Source organism: Pseudomonas sp. Tul2A7, assembly GCF_054790505.1.
Genome location: NZ_CP186499.1, coordinates 2,495,545 through 2,515,464 on the forward strand (window position 1 = coordinate 2,495,545; position 19,920 = coordinate 2,515,464).

Annotated in this window: 19 protein-coding genes; 6 read left to right on the forward strand and 13 right to left on the reverse strand. The window is 59.7% G+C overall.

Annotation, left to right across the window (positions count from 1 at the left end):
• The first annotated feature begins 213 nt into the window (after positions 1–213).
• Positions 214–1,275 (forward strand): HAD family hydrolase, encoded by a 1,062-nt coding sequence (locus ACOYXJ_RS11175; RefSeq protein WP_460369458.1) that lies wholly within the window; start codon positions 214–216, stop codon positions 1,273–1,275.
• Between the two features lie 134 nt (positions 1,276–1,409).
• Here ACOYXJ_RS11175 and ilvD read toward each other — a convergent pair whose 3' ends face one another.
• The 6 genes from ilvD to ACOYXJ_RS11205 form a co-directional block, all read right to left on the reverse strand.
• Positions 1,410–3,251, reverse strand: coding sequence for a dihydroxy-acid dehydratase (ilvD, locus tag ACOYXJ_RS11180; RefSeq protein ID WP_077574927.1), 1,842 nt, complete (start codon positions 3,249–3,251; stop codon positions 1,410–1,412).
• A gap of 268 nt (positions 3,252–3,519) precedes the next feature.
• Positions 3,520–4,752, reverse strand: coding sequence for a multidrug effflux MFS transporter (locus ACOYXJ_RS11185; RefSeq protein ID WP_095121551.1), 1,233 nt, complete (start codon positions 4,750–4,752; stop codon positions 3,520–3,522).
• Entirely contained in the window at positions 4,745–5,722 is a 978-nt protein-coding gene (locus ACOYXJ_RS11190; RefSeq protein WP_150793199.1) for a diiron oxygenase, read from the reverse strand. Before ACOYXJ_RS11190 ends, ACOYXJ_RS11185 begins: the two co-directional genes overlap by 8 nt.
• The gene (locus ACOYXJ_RS11195) at positions 5,719–6,792 is read right to left on the reverse strand and encodes a SagB family peptide dehydrogenase (RefSeq protein WP_460369461.1); all 1,074 of its coding nucleotides are present in this window, start codon (positions 6,790–6,792) and stop codon (positions 5,719–5,721) included. Before ACOYXJ_RS11195 ends, ACOYXJ_RS11190 begins: the two co-directional genes overlap by 4 nt.
• A gap of 455 nt (positions 6,793–7,247) precedes the next feature.
• The gene (locus tag ACOYXJ_RS11200; RefSeq protein ID WP_095121546.1) at positions 7,248–8,444 is read right to left on the reverse strand and encodes a class I SAM-dependent rRNA methyltransferase; all 1,197 of its coding nucleotides are present in this window, start codon (positions 8,442–8,444) and stop codon (positions 7,248–7,250) included.
• 188 nt (positions 8,445–8,632) lie between these two features.
• A complete protein-coding gene (locus ACOYXJ_RS11205; RefSeq protein ID WP_460369463.1) occupies positions 8,633–9,172 on the reverse strand; it encodes a type 1 glutamine amidotransferase domain-containing protein in 540 nt (179 codons plus the stop codon).
• 228 nt (positions 9,173–9,400) lie between these two features.
• Between ACOYXJ_RS11205 and ACOYXJ_RS11210 the strand changes: the two genes are divergently transcribed.
• From ACOYXJ_RS11210 to ACOYXJ_RS11220, 3 genes are all read left to right on the forward strand, one after another.
• Positions 9,401–10,213, forward strand: a complete 813-nt coding sequence (locus ACOYXJ_RS11210; RefSeq protein WP_460373124.1) for an HDOD domain-containing protein — start codon at positions 9,401–9,403, stop codon at positions 10,211–10,213.
• Positions 10,214–10,225: 12 nt separating this feature from the next.
• On the forward strand, positions 10,226–11,038 hold the full coding sequence (mutM, locus tag ACOYXJ_RS11215) for a bifunctional DNA-formamidopyrimidine glycosylase/DNA-(apurinic or apyrimidinic site) lyase (RefSeq protein ID WP_007913582.1): 813 nt from the start codon (positions 10,226–10,228) through the stop codon (positions 11,036–11,038).
• Positions 11,039–11,107: 69 nt separating this feature from the next.
• Positions 11,108–11,431, forward strand: a complete 324-nt coding sequence (locus ACOYXJ_RS11220) for a multidrug transporter (RefSeq protein ID WP_110718043.1) — start codon at positions 11,108–11,110, stop codon at positions 11,429–11,431.
• 124 nt (positions 11,432–11,555) lie between these two features.
• On the opposite strand, the gene ACOYXJ_RS11225 is transcribed toward ACOYXJ_RS11220, so the two are convergent.
• From ACOYXJ_RS11225 to ACOYXJ_RS11245, 5 genes are all read right to left on the reverse strand, one after another.
• Positions 11,556–11,807: a YfhL family 4Fe-4S dicluster ferredoxin gene (locus ACOYXJ_RS11225; protein ID WP_003195146.1), complete on the reverse strand. Its 252-nt coding sequence runs from the start codon at positions 11,805–11,807 to the stop codon at positions 11,556–11,558.
• A 141-nt stretch (positions 11,808–11,948) separates the two neighbouring features.
• The gene (gene coaD / locus ACOYXJ_RS11230; RefSeq protein ID WP_003229157.1) at positions 11,949–12,428 is read right to left on the reverse strand and encodes a pantetheine-phosphate adenylyltransferase; all 480 of its coding nucleotides are present in this window, start codon (positions 12,426–12,428) and stop codon (positions 11,949–11,951) included.
• Between the two features lie 115 nt (positions 12,429–12,543).
• On the reverse strand, positions 12,544–14,139 hold the full coding sequence (locus tag ACOYXJ_RS11235; RefSeq protein WP_460369466.1) for a GMC family oxidoreductase: 1,596 nt from the start codon (positions 14,137–14,139) through the stop codon (positions 12,544–12,546).
• A gap of 133 nt (positions 14,140–14,272) precedes the next feature.
• Positions 14,273–14,818, reverse strand: coding sequence for a twin-arginine translocation pathway signal protein (locus ACOYXJ_RS11240; protein ID WP_460369468.1), 546 nt, complete (start codon positions 14,816–14,818; stop codon positions 14,273–14,275).
• Between the two features lie 29 nt (positions 14,819–14,847).
• On the reverse strand, positions 14,848–16,278 hold the full coding sequence (locus ACOYXJ_RS11245) for a coniferyl aldehyde dehydrogenase (protein ID WP_460380891.1): 1,431 nt from the start codon (positions 16,276–16,278) through the stop codon (positions 14,848–14,850).
• Positions 16,279–16,424: 146 nt separating this feature from the next.
• On the opposite strand from ACOYXJ_RS11245, the gene ACOYXJ_RS11250 reads away from it, so the two are divergent.
• A complete protein-coding gene (locus ACOYXJ_RS11250; RefSeq protein WP_007913599.1) occupies positions 16,425–17,096 on the forward strand; it encodes a TetR/AcrR family transcriptional regulator in 672 nt (223 codons plus the stop codon).
• A gap of 32 nt (positions 17,097–17,128) precedes the next feature.
• Entirely contained in the window at positions 17,129–17,983 is an 855-nt protein-coding gene (locus tag ACOYXJ_RS11255) for a sulfurtransferase (RefSeq protein ID WP_460369470.1), read from the forward strand.
• A gap of 101 nt (positions 17,984–18,084) precedes the next feature.
• Here the strand turns inward: ACOYXJ_RS11255 and ACOYXJ_RS11260 are convergent, their stop codons facing one another.
• The gene (locus ACOYXJ_RS11260) at positions 18,085–18,927 is read right to left on the reverse strand and encodes an AraC family transcriptional regulator (RefSeq protein ID WP_460369472.1); all 843 of its coding nucleotides are present in this window, start codon (positions 18,925–18,927) and stop codon (positions 18,085–18,087) included.
• Entirely contained in the window at positions 18,924–19,919 is a 996-nt protein-coding gene (locus ACOYXJ_RS11265; RefSeq protein ID WP_460369474.1) for a hydrolase, read from the reverse strand. The genes ACOYXJ_RS11260 and ACOYXJ_RS11265 overlap by 4 nt, the downstream gene beginning before the upstream one ends.
• Position 19,920 lies beyond the last annotated feature (1 nt).

The window sequence follows — 19,920 nt, forward strand, 5'->3', positions numbered from 1 at the left end:
GCCTTCCGGGGCTGCTGCGAACCGGCAAGCCTAACAGCTTGATTTGCAATGATTTAATACCGAAATCTTAGGGCGTCCGTCGTTTTTGGAATAAGCCCGTGTCGCTCTCGGCAATGCATCTGGCGCGATAGGGACGTGGGCGGTCGCTGACAGGCGAGGACTGTCACACATATTTGTTAGCGTCGATCTCTTTGAATCAGGGAGAAGAGGCTTATGAAGTTCGCACCGAAATTTCTGGCTGTCGCACTGACAGTGGGCATGGGCCTGGCCACTCAGGCCTTCGCCACTGACCTGAAACACTGGCCGGCCGATCAGGCCAAGGCGCTGGACGCGATGATCGCCGCCAACGCCAACAAGGGTAACTACGCGGTGTTCGACATGGACAACACCAGTTACCGCTACGACCTCGAAGAGTCCTTGTTGCCGTTCATGGAAAACAAGGGCCTGATCACCCGCGACAAACTCGACCCCTCCCTGAAACTGATGCCGTTCAAGGACACCGCCGACCACAAGGAAAGCCTGTTCAGTTACTACTATCGCCTCTGCGAAGTCGACGACATGGTCTGCTACCCGTGGGTGGCGCAGGTGTTCTCCGGTTTCACCCTCAAGGAACTCAAAGGCTACGTCGATGAGTTGATGGCTTCCGGTAAGCCGGTGCCGGCGACGTATTACGAAGGCGATGTGGTGAAGAAACTCGACGTCAACCCGCCGAAGATCTTCACCGGCCAGCAAGAGTTGTACAACAAGCTGATGGAGAACGGCATCGAGGTCTACGTGATGACCGCCGCGTCTGAAGAGCTGGTGCGCATGGTCGCGGCGGATCCGAAGTATGGCTACAACATCAAACCGCAAAACGTCATCGGCGTGACCACGCTATTGAAGAATCGCGAAACCAATGAACTGACCACGGCGCGCAAGCAGATCACTGCCGGCAAATATGACGAGAAGGCCAACCTTGGGCTCGAGCTGACGCCGTACCTGTGGACCCCGGCAACGTGGATGGCCGGCAAGCACGCGGCGATTCTCACCTACATCGACGAATGGAAAAAACCGGTGTTGGTCGGTGGCGATACGCCGACCAGCGACGGCTACATGCTGTTCCACGATGTCGACGTGGCCAAGGGCGGCATTCACTTGTGGATCAACCGCAAGGACAAATACATGACCCAGCTCAACGGCATGATGGCCAAGCATGCAGCGGCGCAGGCGAAAGAAGGGTTGCCGGTGACGGCGGACAAGAACTGGGTGATCGTCAAGCCTGAGGAAATTCAGTAAGCCACACCGATCCAAAGTGGGAGCGAGCCTGCTCGCGAAAGCGTAGTGTCAGTCGCCATTGATCGTTCCCACGCAGAGCGTGGGAACGATCAGCCCCGCACTTGGCGGGGCATTTTGTCTCGGCGATTTGACGCTTACAGCCCGTCGAGCATCGCTTTGTTACGCACCGCACCTTTGTCGGCACTGGTCGCCAGCAGGGCGTAAGCCTTGAGGGCGGTGGTCACTTTGCGTGGACGCACTTCTACAGGTTTCCAGCCTTTCTTGTCCTGCTCGGCGCGGCGTGCCGCCAGTTCTTCGTCGCTGACCAACAGGTTGATCGAGCGGTTCGGAATGTCGATCAGCACTTTGTCGCCGTCCTGCACCAGACCGATCGCGCCACCGGCGGCGGCTTCTGGCGAAGCGTGGCCGATGGACAGACCGGAAGTACCGCCGGAGAAACGACCGTCGGTGAGCAGGGCGCAGGCTTTGCCCAGGCCCTTGGATTTCAGGTACGAGGTCGGGTAGAGCATTTCCTGCATGCCCGGGCCGCCTTTCGGACCCTCGTAGCGAATGATGACGATGTCGCCTGCCTTCACTTCGTCGGCGAGGATGCCGCGTACGGCGCTGTCCTGGCTTTCGAAGATCTTCGCGTTGCCTTCGAAGACGTGGATCGACTCATCGACACCGGCGGTTTTCACCACGCAGCCGTCGAGAGCGATGTTGCCGTACAGCACAGCCAGACCACCTTCCTGCGAATAGGCGTGTTCGAAGCTGCGGATGCAGCCGTTTTCACGGTCATCATCCAGAGTTTCCCAACGAGTCGACTGGCTGAACGCCGTTTGGGTCGGGATCCCGGCCGGGCCGGCCTTGAAGAAGTGGTGTACCGCTTCATCGGTGGTCTGGGTGATGTCCCATTTGGCAATGGCTTCTTCCATGCTGCGGCTGTGCACGGTCGGCAGGTCGGTGTGCAGCAGACCGCCACGGGCCAGCGAGCCGAGGATGCTGAAGATGCCGCCGGCGCGGTGCACGTCTTCCATGTGGTACTTCTGGATGTTCGGCGCAACCTTGCACAGCTGTGGAACGGTGCGCGAAAGACGGTCGATGTCGCGCAGGTCGAAGTCGATCTCGGCCTCCTGGGCGGCAGCAAGCAAGTGCAGGATGGTGTTGGTCGAACCGCCCATGGCGATGTCGAGCATCATTGCGTTCTCGAATGCCTTGAAGTTGGCGATATTGCGCGGCAATACCGACTCGTCGTTCTCGCCGTAGTAGCGCTTGCACAGTTCGACGATGGTACGACCGGCCTGCAGGAACAGCTGTTCGCGGTCGCTGTGGGTGGCGAGGGTCGAACCGTTGCCCGGCAAGGCCAGGCCCAGGGCTTCGGTCAGGCAGTTCATCGAGTTGGCGGTGAACATGCCGGAGCACGAACCGCAGGTCGGGCAGGCGCTGCGCTCGTACTCGGCGACTTTCTCGTCAGAAGCGCTTTCGTCGGCGGCGATCACCATGGCATCGACGAGGTCGAGGCCGTGGGAGGCGAGTTTGGTCTTGCCGGCTTCCATCGGGCCGCCGGAAACGAAGATCACCGGAATGTTCAGGCGCAGAGCAGCCATCAACATGCCCGGGGTGATCTTGTCGCAGTTGGAAATGCAGACGATGGCGTCGGCGCAGTGGGCGTTGACCATGTACTCGACGGAGTCGGCGATGATCTCGCGGCTCGGCAGCGAATACAGCATGCCGTCGTGGCCCATGGCGATGCCGTCATCCACGGCAATGGTGTTGAATTCTTTCGCTACACCGCCAGCGCGTTCGATTTCGCGGGCGACCAGTTGACCCAGGTCTTTCAGGTGCACGTGGCCCGGTACGAACTGGGTGAACGAGTTGGCGATGGCGATGATCGGCTTTTTGAAGTCGTCATCTTTCATCCCCGTGGCGCGCCACAGTGCACGGGCACCGGCCATGTTTCGGCCGTGGGTGGATGTTTTCGAGCGGTAATCTGGCATGGAGCACTCCGGGCGGCTAATCGCTTACTAATCAGGTGCAAAAGGGGAGTGAGCTTCTATTGACGTCTGGAACACTCAGAAATGGCCGTGTGTCCGTGATGTTGCCGATGACGTTGCGGGATCGCCGCTGGTCTCAGCCTGAGCTCATAAACCCGCCGGGGGATGAATGGCGATGAATCAGCCGATTCTACACCGCTGGCGTCTGGAGGGAATGGCGCAAAGTGTTGTTCCAGTGCCGACGGTGCGTGTGGGATGACGATCGGCAGGTTTAATCCCCACCCGGTTGCGCAAGCGCATTGTCTGCAAGGTTCCTGGCGCGTTGGCTTATCCGGCTGTTGAGTATCAGCGCGATGCCGCTGAGCAGCACGAAGCTGTATCCCAGCGTCGATTGCATATTGGTCGGACTCAGGCTGATCAATGCGCTGATCAACCCGCCGCAGATGAAGATGATTGTGCTGCCGGCCGAGGCTGATGTGCCGGCATTTTCGGGAAACAGACCCATGGCCCGGGAGGTGGCGGCTGGACGCGTGATGGTGGTGCCGGCGGTGCAGATCAGCATCGGGATCAGCACCGTGGCGGGGGCCAAAGCATGGTGGGCGGCGAGATACAGCATGACCAGTCCCGACAGCAGGATCAGGCTAAGCCCGGTGATGATTTGCCGGCCCGGCGTGATACGTCGGTTCAATACGGTGGCAATGATGCCGCCCACGACATACGCGGCGCCGTACACCAGCAGGATCAGCGAAAACTCATAGGCCGACATTTGCAGTTGGTCCATGAAAATCAGCGGTGAAATCACGATAAAGGAAAAATGGCAGGCAAATGCGAAGGCTGAAATCAGCCAGTAGCCGACGAAGTCGAAATCTCCCAAAACCCGTCGATAGGCCTTGAGGAAACTCATGGGAGGGCCGCTGACAACGGGGCGGGTGTTCTCCAGGAAAATCCAGGCCTTGAGCAACACTGCGCCAGCCAGCGCAGTGAACACCCAGAAGCTGCCGCGCCAGCCAAGGGTTGCTTGCAGAAAGGTGCCGGCCAGCGGCGATACGGAGATGAAAATCCCGGTGGCCGTAACCATCAGGATACGCAGACGATCACGCTCTTCACCTTCGAACAGATCCTGCACCAGTGCCTGGGACAGTACGAAGCAGCCGCACCCCAAGGCCTGTACTACCCGGAATACCAGGAACAGTGCGTAATCGCTGGTTATCACGCAACCGACGGCACCGAGCATCGATACACTCATGCCGGCGAGCAACAAGCCCTTGCGGCCAATCACGTCGGACAGTGGGCCGATCAACACCTGGGCAAACGCGATACCCACGGCGAACAGACTGATCGACAGTGCGATGTCCGCCGGTGTACTGCGAAAATGCGCCGCCAGTGCCGGAAACGAAGGCAGCAGGACATCCAGTGGAAACACGCCAAGCAGCACCATTGCGAGCAACAGGCTGACCGCCCCGCGACGTTGACGGGGAGTTACCACGGATTTTCCTTTATCCATCGATCAGTCCTGCCTTGGCAAAAAGTGTCTGGTTATGGGGTGTGGCGAAAAATCCGGCCTTGCGCAATGCATCCACCGTAGCGATGCAACCTGATCGTGCACGCGCGCGGTTGGCCTGCACCGTTGCCATGCCACCGACTATCTCCATCACGTCACTGTCGGCGATGCCCGCGCCACGCAGGCTCTGTTGCAGCCAGCGTTCGTCGACCTCGAAGAAAATTCCGATGATCTCCAGCAGCGTTCTACTCACAAACGTACGCTGGCGGCTGTTCATGGACAGCCAGCAGTAGTGGAACACTTCGGCAAAGTAGCGACTGTGGCGGGCTTCGTCGGCCAGATGGTCGCGCAGCATGTCGTTCACGCTGGACACCAGAGTGTCGCGGCAGATGTCCAGCAGCTCGCGGGCAATGATGGTCTCCGAGACGAAGCCGAGCAGAAACCATGCCAGTGCGCGGTTCTTCTCCGGGGTGCGGGCGATCATTGCGTTCATGCGGGTGATCCGCTTGGGGATCGTCGGCCGTCCGGTGATTCCGTAGAGCCCGGCGATCTGCTCCGCGAGACGATTGGAGAACAGCGCGTGGTAACCCTCATCGGTGTAGAGTTGCAGCGCCGCGTGCTTCATCGGCAGAGGCACGTAAATGGGCAGTTCCCGATGCGCAATGACTTCAACCGCGCGGTTGACGATGCGGTGTTCGAGCAGCGTGGTGTAGTCGAGGAAGTGCACCAAGTGATTGGCCGTCAGTCGATGCAACACCTCGCGCCCCGCAGCCTGGATTGCTGGATGAGCCAGGTAGGGCAGGAAGGCGGGCGGGAACCAGTAGCGGCTTTGCAGTTGCTGCTGCACGTCGTCCGGCAATTGATAGTCGTGGGTGCTGCTGCGTACCGAGGCTCGGCTGTCCCAGTCCCTGAGGGTGAACTTGAGCGCCCATGACACCGGTACTTCATTCGGATCGGGGATCAGCAGGGTCATGCCTGGACCTCGCGCAGCAGATCGCGCATTTCCGCGCACATCACGTGCCCGTCGCTCGCACCGCAGCCGACAAAGAACAGCGGTTGTTCAGCGCTTCCCTCAAGTTTGAGCAGTGTTTCTACTTGCTTGTCGGCAAACGCACCGGTCAGCCAGGTGTTAAGGCCAAGCGCTGTGGCAACCAGTTGAAAGCTCTGCGATAGATGACCGGCTTCGACGAACGCCATTCGATAGGCCCGTGAGTGTTCGTACTTCCACCAGAGCCGATCAAATCGGGCCGTGATGAACAACCCAAGCGGCAGGTTGTTGATGAAATGCTGGCCGCCGAGCAAATCGCCCAGCGCCGGTTGTGGTAATGGATTGACCCGGCTCAGGGTGTGTTGCGCCGGGTGGTAGGCGTAGATGCCGGGTTCCAGACTCTCGACATTTTGTACCAGCAGAAAGCCTTCACAGGCGTTCAGGCCGCCACCGGAGGGGCTGCTGCGACGTGCGCCGAGGCCTTGGGCGATGCTGTCGTCGCGATCAATGTCGCGCTCGTGGAGATAACCGAGTGAAAGATAAAACAGGGTGCCGACGTCGCTGAGCGTCATCGCTGCATCGGTAAAGGAACGGCAGGTCTTTCGCTGAAGCAACGCGTTATTCAGGCTGTCGTTGCTCAATGCGTACGGGACGGGCAGCGCAATGCGCTGATCAGTCTCATGCTGTGGGCGCTCAGTCGCGGGGGGAGGGCAAGCCAATACTTCGTTGCAGTGCGCCAGATATTGTCTGGACCACTCATGAATGTTCTGTGGTGAGTGTTCGCAGGGAATGTTTTGAGTGCCGATGTGATAGATCTTTGATAATTCATCCCAGCCCCATTGCGGGGTGTCGATTTTTGCAATGGTTAGAATGCCCGCGCTTAATAGTTGTGTATCTATGATGTTGTGGGTGTCGAACAGGTCTGGGTTGTTTATTAGTTGGGCAAGACGCGATGAATAGTTGATGTCGAGTTCATGTTGAGTGTGGTCTTTGTAATTCCATACTATTTGTCCTGGTGAGCGCGGCAATATAAAAAGATAAGGGTTGATGTACATGGGGCTGTTCACTCTGGCTGAAGTCGAAAGGACGCTGGGTTGCCGGCACTCCCCAGCGTCCTGACTTACTTAACGGGCTTTAGGAGCAACCAGAAAAGCCAGGTTTGCGATTTTGTTGGTTTCCAGAGAAATCTTTTTCATGATGTGAACTCCTTGTTCGTTGAAATTTTAAGTCACCTCGTGGTGACGACTTCATAATAGTTTGTAATGGGTTATTGGCAAGTGGATATTAAGTAGGAATGCTCCAGTAATTTTGTCGGAATAATCTTTAGCTGGAGATCGATTATGTAGGGTAAGTTTCAATAATTAAAAGACGTAGGGAAATATCCTGCACGTTCATAGGAAGGCACGTGTAGGAAGTCGTAAACGTCGGAAGAATTAACAGGCGCGGAATGACTGCCAGGCCAGGCGTACAGCAAACGGGGAGCCTGCTGGCTCCCCGTCATCCGCATTGATCAGCTGTTAGGCAGCAGGCGGCAGGTGATGCTCTTGATGTAGCGCGTCTCGGCAATGGCCGGATGCACCGGGTGGTCCGGACCCTGACCGCCACGTTCCAGCAGCTGGATATTGCGATCCAGGTGGCGGGCGCTGGTCAGCAGGATGTTCTGCAGATCGTCTTCCGGCAGGTGCATCGAGCACGACGCGCTGACCAGGATGCCGTCCTTGTTGAGCAGGCGCATGGCTTGCTCGTTCAGGCGACGGTAGGCGCCTTCGCCGTTTTTCATGTCTTTCTTGCGCTTGATGAACGCTGGCGGGTCGGCAACGATCACGTCGAAGCGCTCTTCGCTGGCTTTCAGTTCTTTCAGCGCTTCAAAGACATCGCCTTCGATGCAGGTCATCTTGTCGGCGAAACCGTTCAGCGCAGCGTTGCGCTCAACACCGTCGAGGGCGAACGCCGAGGCATCGACGCAGAACACTTCGCTGGCGCCGAAAGCGGCAGCCTGCACGCCCCAGCCACCGATGTAGCTATAGAGGTCGAGAACGCGTTTGCCTTTGGCATAAGGGGCCAGGCGAGCACGGTTCATGCGGTGATCGTAGAACCAGCCGGTTTTCTGGCCCTGAATGACTGGCGCTTCGAACTTCACGCCGTTCTCTTCCAGCGCCACCCACTCCGGCACCAGGCCGAACACGGTTTCGACGTAGCGGTTGAGGCCTTCGGCATCACGCGCGGCGGAGTCGTTCTTGAACAGAATGCCGCTTGGCTTGAGCACTTGGGTCAGCGCCGCGATCACGTCATCTTTATGCGCTTCCATGGTCGCCGAGGCGATCTGGACCACAAGGATGTCGCCGAAACGGTCGACCACCAGACCTGGCAGCAAGTCGGAGTCACCGTAGACCAGACGATAGAATGGCTTGTCGAACAGGCGCTCGCGCAGCGACAGGGCCACGTTCAGGCGGTGCACCAGCAACGATTTGTCCAGCGCAACTTTAATGTCGCGCGACAGCAGGCGGGCGCAGATCAGGTTGTTCGGGCTCATCGCCACGATGCCCAACGGCTTGCCGCCAGCGGCTTCGAGGATGGCTTGATCGCCGGCCTGGAAGCCGTGCAAAGGGGTGGCGGCTACATCGATTTCGTTGCTGTAGACCCACAGGTGACCGGCGCGCAGGCGACGGTCGGCGTTGGCTTTGAGGCGCAAGCTAGGCAGGGACATGACGTCGCTCCGGAAAAAAGAGCGGGAGTATAGCGTGTTGCGACTTGTGTCGGGTTTGATGAGCGATGAAACGCTGATGGCCCCTTCGCGAGCAGGCTCGCTCCCACAAAGGGCTTGTGACCGACACAAGACCAATGTGGGAGCGACGGTGCGACGATTCGACCTGCTCGCGAATGCGGTCCCCAATGCTACGCCGACAGTGCGTCGATCAGCTCTTTGTTGAACGCCGGAATATCATCCGGCTGACGGCTACTGATCAGGTGACCATCCTTGACCACTTCTTTATCGACCCAATTGGCCCCGGCATTGATCAGGTCGTCCTTGAGCGTCTTGTAACTGGTCATGGTTTTGCCGTTGACCAGCCCCGCCGAGATCAGCAACCAGCCGCCATGGCAGATCACCGCAATCGGTTTGCCGGCAGACGCGCCGGTCTTGACCAGATGTTGGGCATCCTGATCAATGCGGATGGTGTCGGAGTTCTGCACGCCGCCCGGCAGGACGATCGCGTCGTACTGCTCGCTGCTGGCTCCTTGAAAGGTCTGGTCGACCTTGAAGTCATCCGCCGGTTTGTCGTGATTCCAGCCTTTGACCTTGCCAGCCTCGGCGGAAAGGATGTCGACTTGCGCGCCGGCTTGCTCCAGTGCCTGCTTGGGACCGGTCAGTTCGACCTGTTCGAAACCGTCTGTTACCAAAATGGCGACGCGTTTGCCGGTGAGGGAAGTGGCCATCGATAAGCTCCTGAGTCTGTGGGAGTTTGCCGCCGCAATGGGCCGGTGTGACCCGTTGGGCATTACAGATTCCGAAGCCTGCGCGTGAATGAAAGTTCCTGACAATTGCCCACTGGTGTGTCGTCGTGCGGTTTTTAGAGGTTAGAATCGCCGCCTGTCCCTGAGTGTGTACTTATGTCCCAAGAGCTGACCACCGAACAGATTCAACAATCGCTGCAAGGCATCAGTGTGCCGGCGCAACCGCAGATCATGGTGGATCTGCAAATGGAGCAGTACATGCCCGACCCGGACCTGGAGGTGATCGCCAAACTGATCGCCCAGGATCCAGGCCTGTCCGGTTCGCTGCTGAAAATCGTCAACTCGCCGTATTACGGCCTGAGCAACAAGATCACCTCGATTCAGCGTGCGGTGAATCTGTTGGGCAGCCGCTCGATCATCAACCTGATCAACGCGCAGTCGATCAAAGGCGAGATGAACGACGACACCATCGTCACGCTCAACCGCTTCTGGGATACCGCCCAGGACGTGGCGATGACGTGCCTGACACTGGCCAAGCGTATCGGCACTCAGGCCGGGGATGAGGCGTATGCCTTGGGTCTGTTCCACGATTGCGGCGTGCCGTTGATGCTGCAGCGCTTCCCTAACTACATGTCGGTGCTGGAAACCGCCTACGCCAATGCCAGCGCCGAATGTCGGGTGGTCGACACCGAGAACAGCGAGTTCAACACCAACCACGCAGTGGTCGGCTACTACACCGCCAAATCCTGGCGCCTGCCGGAGCATGTCAGCGCGGCCATCGCCAATCACCACAACGCCTTGGCGATTTTCAGCGATGAGTCGTCGCGCAACAGTCAGCTGAAAAACCTGCTGGCGATCCTGAAGATGGCCGAGCACATTTGTGCGTCTTACCGCGTGCTGGGCAACCAGACCGAAGACTTCGAATGGAACGCCGTCGGGCCGCTGGTACTCGATTACGTAGGGCTGTCGGATTACGACTTCGAAACCCTCAAACAAACGATCCGCGACCTCGGCGCGCATTGATTCGAGGACGCTATGCCTGAACTGCCGGAAGTCGAAACCACCCGTCGCGGGATTGCCCCGCACCTGGAAGGCCAACGCGTCAGTCGGGTGATCGTGCGTGATCGGCGCCTGCGCTGGCCGATCCCGGAAGATCTTGATGTGCGCCTGTCGGGGCAGCGCATCGTGCTGGTCGAGCGCCGCGCCAAGTACCTGCTGATCAACGCCGAGGTCGGTACGTTGATCAGTCATTTGGGCATGTCGGGTAATTTGCGTTTGGTCGAAGTCGGGCTGCCAGCGCTCAAGCACGAACACGTCGACATTGAACTGGAGTCGGGGCTGGCGCTGCGCTACACCGATCCGCGACGGTTCGGCGCGATGTTGTGGAGCAACGATCCGCTCAATCATGAATTGCTGATTCGTCTCGGCCCGGAACCACTGACCGATCTGTTCGATGGCGAGCGTTTGTTTCAGCTGTCGCGCGGGCGTTCGATGGCGGTCAAGCCGTTCATCATGGACAACGCGGTGGTTGTGGGCGTCGGCAATATCTATGCGACCGAAGCGCTGTTCGCTGCTGGGATCGACCCGCGCCGCGAGGCCGGAGGCATTTCCCGAGGGCGATACCTGAAGCTGGCGATCGAGATCAAACGCATTCTGGCCGCTGCCATTGAGCGTGGCGGGACGACGTTGCGTGATTTCATTGGCGGTGACGGTCAGCCGGGATATTTCCAGCAGGAACTGTTTGTCTATGGCCGTGGCGGTGAGCACTGCAAGGTCTGTGGTACCGGGCTGCGTGAAGTGAAGCTGGGTCAGCGTGCCAGTGTGTTCTGCCCGCGCTGCCAGAGCTGAGGCAAAAAGCTGAAAAAGTCCTACGGTCTATAGTGAGTTCTCTCACTGTTCAGCCCGAAGGATCGTGCCATGAAGTCCTTGCAAGTCCTCTTTGTTGCGCTGCTGCTGTGTTCCAGTCTGGCTGTTCAGGCCGCGGAAAATGGCAGCGGTGACCCGCGCTACACCATCCAGAATCCACCGGCCTACGCCATGCTTGGCGATCTGCTGATTGCCCGCCCTTTATTGGTGGTGGCGACGGTGATCGGTGCGGGGGCGTTTGTCGTGTCGCTGCCGTTTACCGCGCTGGGCGGCGGGATTGGCGATGCGGGGCAGGCGTTGGTGGTGGATCCGGCGAAAGCCGCTTTTGTGCGGTGTCTGGGGTGTATCGGGGAGGGGTTTGAGCAGCGTGAGTGAGCTGATCAGGGATTTCCGGTGTGGCTGACGGCCTCATCGCGAGCAGGCTCACTCCTACATTGGAACGCATTTAACTGTAGGAGTGAGCCTGCTCGCGATGGCGTTTGTACAGGCGCTGGAAGACTCAGGCCTTGCCGGTAATCTTGCGGTACTTCTCCATCAACTGTTCTTCAGTCTCCGGATGCGCTTCGTCCAGCGGAATGCAATCCACCGGGCAAACCTGCTGGCACTGCGGTTCGTCGTAGTGACCGACGCACTGGGTGCACAGGTTCGGGTCGATCACGTAGATCTCTTCGCCCTGGGAGATGGCGGCGTTCGGGCACTCGGGTTCGCAGACGTCGCAGTTGATGCAATCGTCGGTGATGATCAGGGACATGCTAACTCCAGCCGGGGCGGCAGGCCCGGGCGCTATAAATCAATGCGCGCAATTGTGCCGCATTGGCGCGCGCAGTGCACGCTGCTGCGATCAAGGGCTGTAATCAACAGCCAGGATCGCAGCCCGAGCCTTCGGCAACGTCTACTTTTTGAAGCGCAGGGTCAGCGCATCGGCCACGGCCGGGTGGACGAACTTGCTGATATCTCCGCCCAGCGCAGCAATTTCCCGCACCAGCGTCGACGAAATGAACGAATAACGCTCGGATGGGGTGAGAAACAGGCTCTCCACATCCGGGGCCAACTGGCGGTTCATGTTGGCCAGCTGAAATTCGTATTCGAAGTCCGACACCGCACGCAAACCACGCAGGAACACGTTGGCGTTCTGCTCTTTGGCGAAATGCGCCAGCAGCGTCGAGAAGCCGACCACTTCCACGTTCGGCAGGTGTTTGGTGACTTCGCGAGCCAGTTCGACCCGTTGTTCCAGCGGGAACAGCGGGTTTTTCTTCGGGCTGGCAGCGACCGCAATAATCACGTGGTCGAACAGGCGCGAGGCGCGTTCGACCAGATCGCCATGGCCCTTGGTAATAGGGTCGAAGGTACCTGGGTACAACACTCGGTTCATCGCGTCGTCCTGGCGGGAGTCCGTTGGGGAGTCGGATGGTATCGCAGCCGTCCCGGTCGGCCAAGTCGCCTGTTGGGTAAGAAAGCACTATAGACGATCGCGATAATGGGTTTTTTCACGGGTTTCTCAGCCGATCGGCGAGGGATGTCGCCAGTTGCGCGGTCAGGCCATACACCGACAGCTGCGGGTTGGCGCCGATGCTGGTGGGGAACAGTGAGCCGTCGTGGATCGACAGATTAGCCAGTTGATGATGACGGCCGAGACTGTCGGTGACCGCGCTTTTCGGCTCTTCACCCATCGTGCAACCTCCCATGACGTGGGCGCTGCCCAAGCGGGTGCGGTACAGCTCCAGGCTCAAACCATCGATCAGCGTGCGCGCTTCGGCCAGGGTTTTCACGTAACGGGCGTCGGCGTGCATCGGCATCACCGCTTTTGCGCCGCCGGCAAACTGAATCTCGGCCATGACTTGAAAGGCCCGGCGCAGGCCTTCCCAAGCGTAGGGTGAAACCTGATAGTCGAGCACCGGCGAACCATCGCCACGCAACTCGACGGAGCCGCCAGTGCTGTCCGGGTGAAAACCATCACGCAGCAAGGCCAGCATGGCGTGGGTGTGCGGCAGGTCAGCCATGTGTTGCGCACTTTCTTCACCAAATCCGCCGAGCAGGGTGGCCGCCAGTGCCGGGTGCAGCGGCGGCACTTCAAGTTTGAAAGCCATCGGCCCGGTGGTGCCGTCCTTCCACTGGAAATGGTCGGAATAGATCGACTGTGGCGCCCCGTAGAACGGGTTGATGACCTCGTCAAAGCGCGCGGCGGACATGTTCACCGGGTGCAGGAAGGTACGTTTCCCCAAGGTTTTATGCGGGTCCGGAGCGTCCGAACGCAGCAACAGCGCCGGACTGTTGATGCCACCGCCGGCCAATACGTAATGCCGCGCTTTGACGCTGATCTTGCGCCCGGTCGGTTCGACGCAGCGCTCATCCATCGCCACGCATTGCAGACCGGTCACTTTATCGCCGCTGATCAGCAGCTTCTCCGCGCGGGCCAGATAAAGCAGCTCGCCACCCTTTTCCAGCGTCGCCGGAATGGTCGTGACCATCATCGATTGCTTGGCGTTGGTCGGGCAGCCCATGCCGCAGTAGCCGAGATTCCAGCAGCCGCGCACGTTGCGCGGGATCACGTGCCAGCTATAGCCAAGTTGCTCGCAGCCTTTGCGGATCACATCGTTGTTGGCGTTGGGCGGGACCATCCACGGGGCGACGCCGAGGCGTTGTTCCATTTTCTCGAACCACGGCGCCATCTCGGCGGGACTGTGACCTTTGACGTTGTGTTCCTTGGCCCAGTGCTCGAGGGTCGGCTCCGGGGTGCGGAAACTCGATGTCCAGTTGATCAGCGTGGTACCACCGACCGCGCGCCCCTGCAGGATGGTGATCGCGCCGTCCTTGCTCATGCGGCCGATGCCTTCCTGATAGAGGCTGCTGTAGGCCTGGTCTTCAAGCATTTTGAAATCGGAGCTGGTTTTCAGCGGGCCTTCTTCGATCAGCAGCACTTTGAAACCGGCGGCGCTGAGGATTTCGGCGGTGGTGCCGCCACCGGCGCCGCTGCCGATGATCGCCACGTCGGCCTCAAGGGTGAGGTCGTCGCTCAGCTGTGCGCCATTGTAGGTTCTCCAGCCTCGGGCGAGGCCTTCGCGGAACGGGTCGGGTACGGGCATCGATCAGGTTCTCTTTATTATTTTTGGATGCGGCGGTGTGGCGGCCGACCTCTTCGCGAGCAGGCTCGCTCCCACATTTGAAATGCATTTTCCTGTGGGAGCGAGCCTGCTCGCGAAGGGCGCGACGCCGATCTCAAACGGTAGGCGGGCCGGGATAACCGCAATGCGCCCACGATTCTGCGCGGGTGTACCAGGCCATCATCACCATCTGCTGCAGCGAGCTGTGGCCCATGCGCAACAAGCTCAATGAGCTGTTTTCCCAACGATCAAGAAAATCCCGCATTGCTTCGGGGCTGGCATTTTCCCAACTGCCCCAGACTCCGGTGAGAGGTCCGCGGGTCACGGCCATACCGAGTACGTCGAACAGTTGTCGGGTGAGTTTGAGCATTTCCGGCGACAGGTGATCGAGGCTGTAGTCCAGCGACTTGAGCGTGCCATCGACGGCAGCAGGCATTTTTTCCGCCGCCACGGCACCGTCAAGCATCACCGGAATCAGTGCGCGCAAAAACAGCAGATCGCCGTCACGCAACGAGACAAAACCGTTGGCCGCGACGCTCGATGAGCAGCCACTGAGACTGGCACCGAGCCCGGCAGTGGCGAGGAATGCCGTGGCGCCAAGGCTGAATTTCAGCAGGCCACGGCGGGACAGTGCAGGTGTTTCGGTCAGGCTTGGGTGCATTGTTTTTATTACCCGGCGGTGACGAAGGTTTAGCGAATGAACAGCTTCTGGATCAGTTTCTGAATCGATTTGCCGTAGGGTGGATAAATCAGCCTGGCCGCGTTGAAGCGCTGTTTAATCAACACGCCTTTGGCTTTGCTGAAGGTCAGGAAGCCTTCGTGACCGTGGTAGTGGCCCATGCCGGAAGCGCCGATGCCGCCGAACGGCATGTCGTCCTGAGCCACATGCAGCAGCGTGTCGTTCAGGCACACACCGCCGGAATGGGTTTCGTGCAGCACGCGGTTCTGTTCGCGTTTGTCGTAGCCAAAGTAGTAAAGAGCCAGAGGACGTGGCCGCTGATTGATGTAAGCGAATGCCTGCTCGAGATCCTGATACGGCACGATCGGCAGCAGCGGACCGAAGATTTCGTCCTGCATCACCGTCATCTCATCGCTGACATTCAGCAGCACACTGTGCGGCATGCGTCGGCCCTGAGCCTGTTCGAACAACGGAATCAGCAGCGCGCCCTTGCTGGTGGCGTCGCTTACATAGCCGTTGAGCCGCGCCAGTTGGCGTTCGTTGATGATCGCCGTGTAGTCCGGATTGTCGGTGAGTGTCGGGTAAAAACCCTGCACCGCCTGGCGATAGGCTTCGACAAAAGCACCGACCCGATCTTCCGGCACCAGCACGTAATCCGGGGCAACGCAGGTCTGCCCGGCGTTGAGGGTTTTACCGAAGGCGATGCGCTCGGCAGCATCCTTGAGCGGTACATCGCGGGAGACGATGGCCGGCGACTTGCCGCCCAGTTCCAGTGTCACCGGGGTGAGGTTTTCGGCGGCGGCGCGCATCACGTGTTTGCCGATGCTGGTGGCGCCGGTGAACAGCAAATGATCGAAGCGCAACCGCGAGAACGCCACGCCAATGTCGGCTTCACCGAGCACCACGCAAACCAGGTCTTCGGGGAAGATTCGCGCCAGCAATTCTTTGAGCAACAAGCCGGTGGCCGGGGTCGATTCGCTGAGTTTGAGCATCACCCGGTTGCCCGCCGCCAAGGCGCCGACCAGCGGGCCGACGGCCAGATACAACGGGTAATTCCACGGCACGATAACGCCGACCACGCCGAGAGGCTGATACACCACTTTTGCCGAAGCAGGCTGGAACGCCATGCCGACCTTGCGCCGCGAAGCTTTCATCCAGCCTTTGAGATGACGGCTGGCGTAATGAATGCCGTGCAGGCTTGGCATCAACTCTGCGAGCAGGGTTTCATCGGCGCTGCGATGGCTGAAATCGGAGCTGATCGCCTCGATCAACGCCTGACGCTCGTTGCTGAGCAAATCACTCAGCGCCTTGAGCCATTGCTGGCGTTGAGCGGCGGGCGGCATCGGATTGGCGGCATACGCGGCCCGCTGCGCCGCGAACAACCGATCCAGCTCTGCCAGTGGTTGTTGCAGCGTTTGCAGGTAAGCAATGTCGGCAGTCATGGTCTGCTCCGGATTTATTGTAGTGATGAACTTTTTAGAGTCTATGCTCTAGAAAGTCAAATGACTTCCTTGCACAGCAGTGTTTTATCCATTTCCGGTTAGGTCGTAAGATGCCCCCCAACGCACTCTGAATTAAAGCTCAAGCCATGGCCCCACGAATAAAAACCAGCGAGCGTATCGTGCTGAACAGCCTTGAGCTGTTCAATCAGCAGGGCGAGCGCAGCATCAGCACCAATCACATTGCCGCCCACATGGAGATTTCTCCGGGCAACCTGTACTACCACTTCCCCAACAAGCAGGCGATCATCGCCGTGTTGTTCAGTGAGTACGAAAGCCTCGTGGACAGCTTTCTGCGCCCACCGCAGGGGCGTGCGGCGACGGTCGAGGACAAGCGTTTCTATCTCAAGGAATTGCTCTCGGCGATGTGGCGCTACCGCTTTCTGCACCGCGATCTGGAGCATCTGCTCGACAGCGATCCGGAGTTGGCCGCCCGCTATCGGCGCTTCTCGCAACGCTGCGTGATTCAGGGCGCGGCGATCTACGAAGGTTTTGTCGCCGCCGGGATTCTCGATATGGACCGCGTGCAGATAGAGTCCCTGACCCTCAATGCCTGGATCATCCTGACGTCGTGGGTGCGTTTCCTGTGCACCACCCGCGAGAATTCCAACCACCTCAGTGAACAAGCCATTAAACGTGGCGTGTACCAGGTGTTGGTGCTGGAAGCCGGGTTTGTCACCGAGCAGGCGCGAGACGAGGTCAATGCGTTGTTCGAGGAGTTTTATGTGCCGCTGGCCCAGGCCCTTGAAGACGTGAAATAAACCGTTCTGTTGAACTCCCTCAGGAGCCTGTTATGCCGATTGCGCAACTGATCAGCCCCGAAGCACTGGACGCCCGCAAGGCGCAGCCGGGGCTGGTGATTCTCGATTGTCGTTTTGCCCTCGAAGACCCGGACTACGGTCAGCGCAGCTATGCCGAAGGGCACATTGCCGGGGCGAGCTTCGCCGATCTTGAACGAGACCTCAGCGGCACAGTGGTCAAAGGCGTGACCGGTCGGCATCCGTTGCCCGAGCCAGCGGTGTTGATCGAGCGGCTGCAGGCGTGGGGCATCAACAACGACAGCGACGTGGTTTTGTACGACGACGGTCCTGGTGCTTACGCGGCGCGGGCGTGGTGGTTGCTGGCGTGGCTGGGCAAGCGCGATGGCGTGTTCATTCTCGATGGCGGGCTCAAGGCGTGGCATGCGGCGGGGCTGCCGCTGAGTCTGGATGCGCCGACGGTCAGTCGCGGCACTTTCAGTGGTCAGCCGGACATGAGCCTGCTGATCAGCGCCGAAAAATTGCAAAAGCGTCTTGGCCAAACTGCGTTGACCTTGATTGATGCTCGGGCTTTGCCGCGATTCAAGGGTGAAGTTGAGCCGATTGATCCGATTGCCGGGCACATTCCCGGCGCGCAATGCGCGGCATTCACCGACAACCTCGGCAGCGATGGGCGATTCCTGCCGGCGGATCAGCTCAAGCAGCGCTTTGCCGCCAAGATCGGTGAGCGTTCGCCAGCGGATCTGGTTGCCTATTGCGGGTCTGGCGTGACGGCGTGTCAAAACCTGTTTGCGTTGTGTCTGGCGGGTTATCCGCTCGGATCGTTGTATGCCGGATCGTGGAGCGAGTGGATCAACGAACCGGCTCGCGGCATCGCCACTGGCGAATAACCAACACCTGTGGGAGCGAGCCTGCTCGCGAATGCGTCCTGTCAGCCACTATTTCTTGGACTGACACACCGCTTTCGCGAGCAGGCTCGCTCCCACATTGGTTATTCGTTGTCTGAAGGAAATTGTCGGGCGCTGCGGTACGCGGCGGGGCCGACGCCATAAGCCTGTTTGAACTGCCGGCTCAAGTGGCTCTGGTCGGCAAACCCCAATTGTGTGGCGACCTCCACCGGCAGGCAGCCGTGTTGCAGAAGTGCGCGCGCCTGGGCGATTCGTTGCTGCATCAGCCAGCTGTGCGGCGGCATGCCGGTGGCGCGGCGGAACACCCGGGCGAAATGGAAGGGCGACAGATTCACCGCTGCCGCCAGTTCCTCCAGTGACGGTGGCGCCGCCAATTGTGCGTGCAACAATTCCTTGGCCAACAGCACCGCTCGGTGTTCCTTGCCGGCCCGACCGGGCACCGGCACTGCCGCATGGCGCTGCAACAGCCGCAACATCATCTCGCGCCACAGCGTTTGCTGTTGCAGTGCGGTGGCAGGGCTTTCGAGCAAACGATGCAACTGCGCAAAGCCGTTGACCAGATCCGCATCGCGGTACAGCGTGGCGCCGAATGCCGGCAGATTCGTGGTGGACAGCTCCAGCTCATCCAGCAGCGAAACGATTTGCACCGTATCGGGATAAAACGCCCGATACAGCCAGCCATCCTCGGTGCCCTTGTGCCCGGTGTGCAGTTCGTCCGGATTGATCAACACCAGTGTGCCGCTGCCGGCCAGATGTTCGGCGCCGCGATAGCGATAACGCTGGGCGCCGGCCATGATCATGCCGATCACGAATCCGTCGTGCACATGCGGGGCGAAACGATGCTCAATGTAGCGCGCCGACAACAACTCGACCCCGGCCAGTGGCGCGGTTTGCCAGAAACGGATCGACTCGCCCTGATCGCTCATGCGGGCACGCGAGACAGCCACTGCGGGATGCGTCGTTCCAGGTAATAACCGGGCTGACGAATCGAGCCATCGACGAAGCCGACATGCCCGCCGCGTGCCTGTAACTCGAAGGCAATCGAGGCCGACAGCTCACTGGCTTGCGGCAAACTGTGCGGGAACACGAACGGATCGTCCGCCGCTTGAATGATCAGGGTCGGCGTGCGGATCTCACCGAGGAAATAGCGGCTTGAGGCGCGACGATAATAATCCTCGGCATCATTGAAGCCGTGCAACGGCGCGGTCACCCGGCCATCGAAATCCCAGAACGTGCGCATGTTTTCCAGCGAGCCGAGGGCTGCTAGCGCGGCGAGTCCGTCTTCGCGGCCGTCATGCTGAAACTGCCGTTGCTTGTTCTTGATGTAGGCGACCATCTCGCGCATGAAATGCGCCTGATAGACCTTGGAAAATCCCTGGCCGATACGGTCAGCGCATTGGTCCAGGCGAAATGGCACTGACACCGCCACGGCACCTAGCACACCGCTGGCGCTGCCGGTCTCCCCAAGATGTTTGAGCAACACATTGCCGCCCAACGAATAGCCAACGGCATACAACGGTGCCAACGGTCGCTTGGCGCGCAGGTGTCTGATGGTTTCGGCGAGGTCTTCGCTGGCGCCGGAATGGTAGCTGCGCGGCAGCAGATTCGGCTCGCCCGAACAACCGCGCCAGTTCAGCGCAACACTGGCCCAACCTTGATCGGCCAGCGCCTTCTGGATGCCGGCGACGTAAGGTGAATTGGAGGAGCCGGTCAGGCCGTGCAGTACCAACACCAGGGGCGCATCGGCGGTGTGCGGACCGTGCCAGTCGAGATCGAGGAAGTCGCCGTCCTCAAGCCACAGGCGTTCGCGTTCACGTTCGATATGCACGGTTTTGCGCCACAGCGGCCCCCACAGGGTTTGCAGGTGCGGATTGCCGAGGCCGAAGGCGGGGGTGAAGCGTTCTGACGAAGGGGGCACG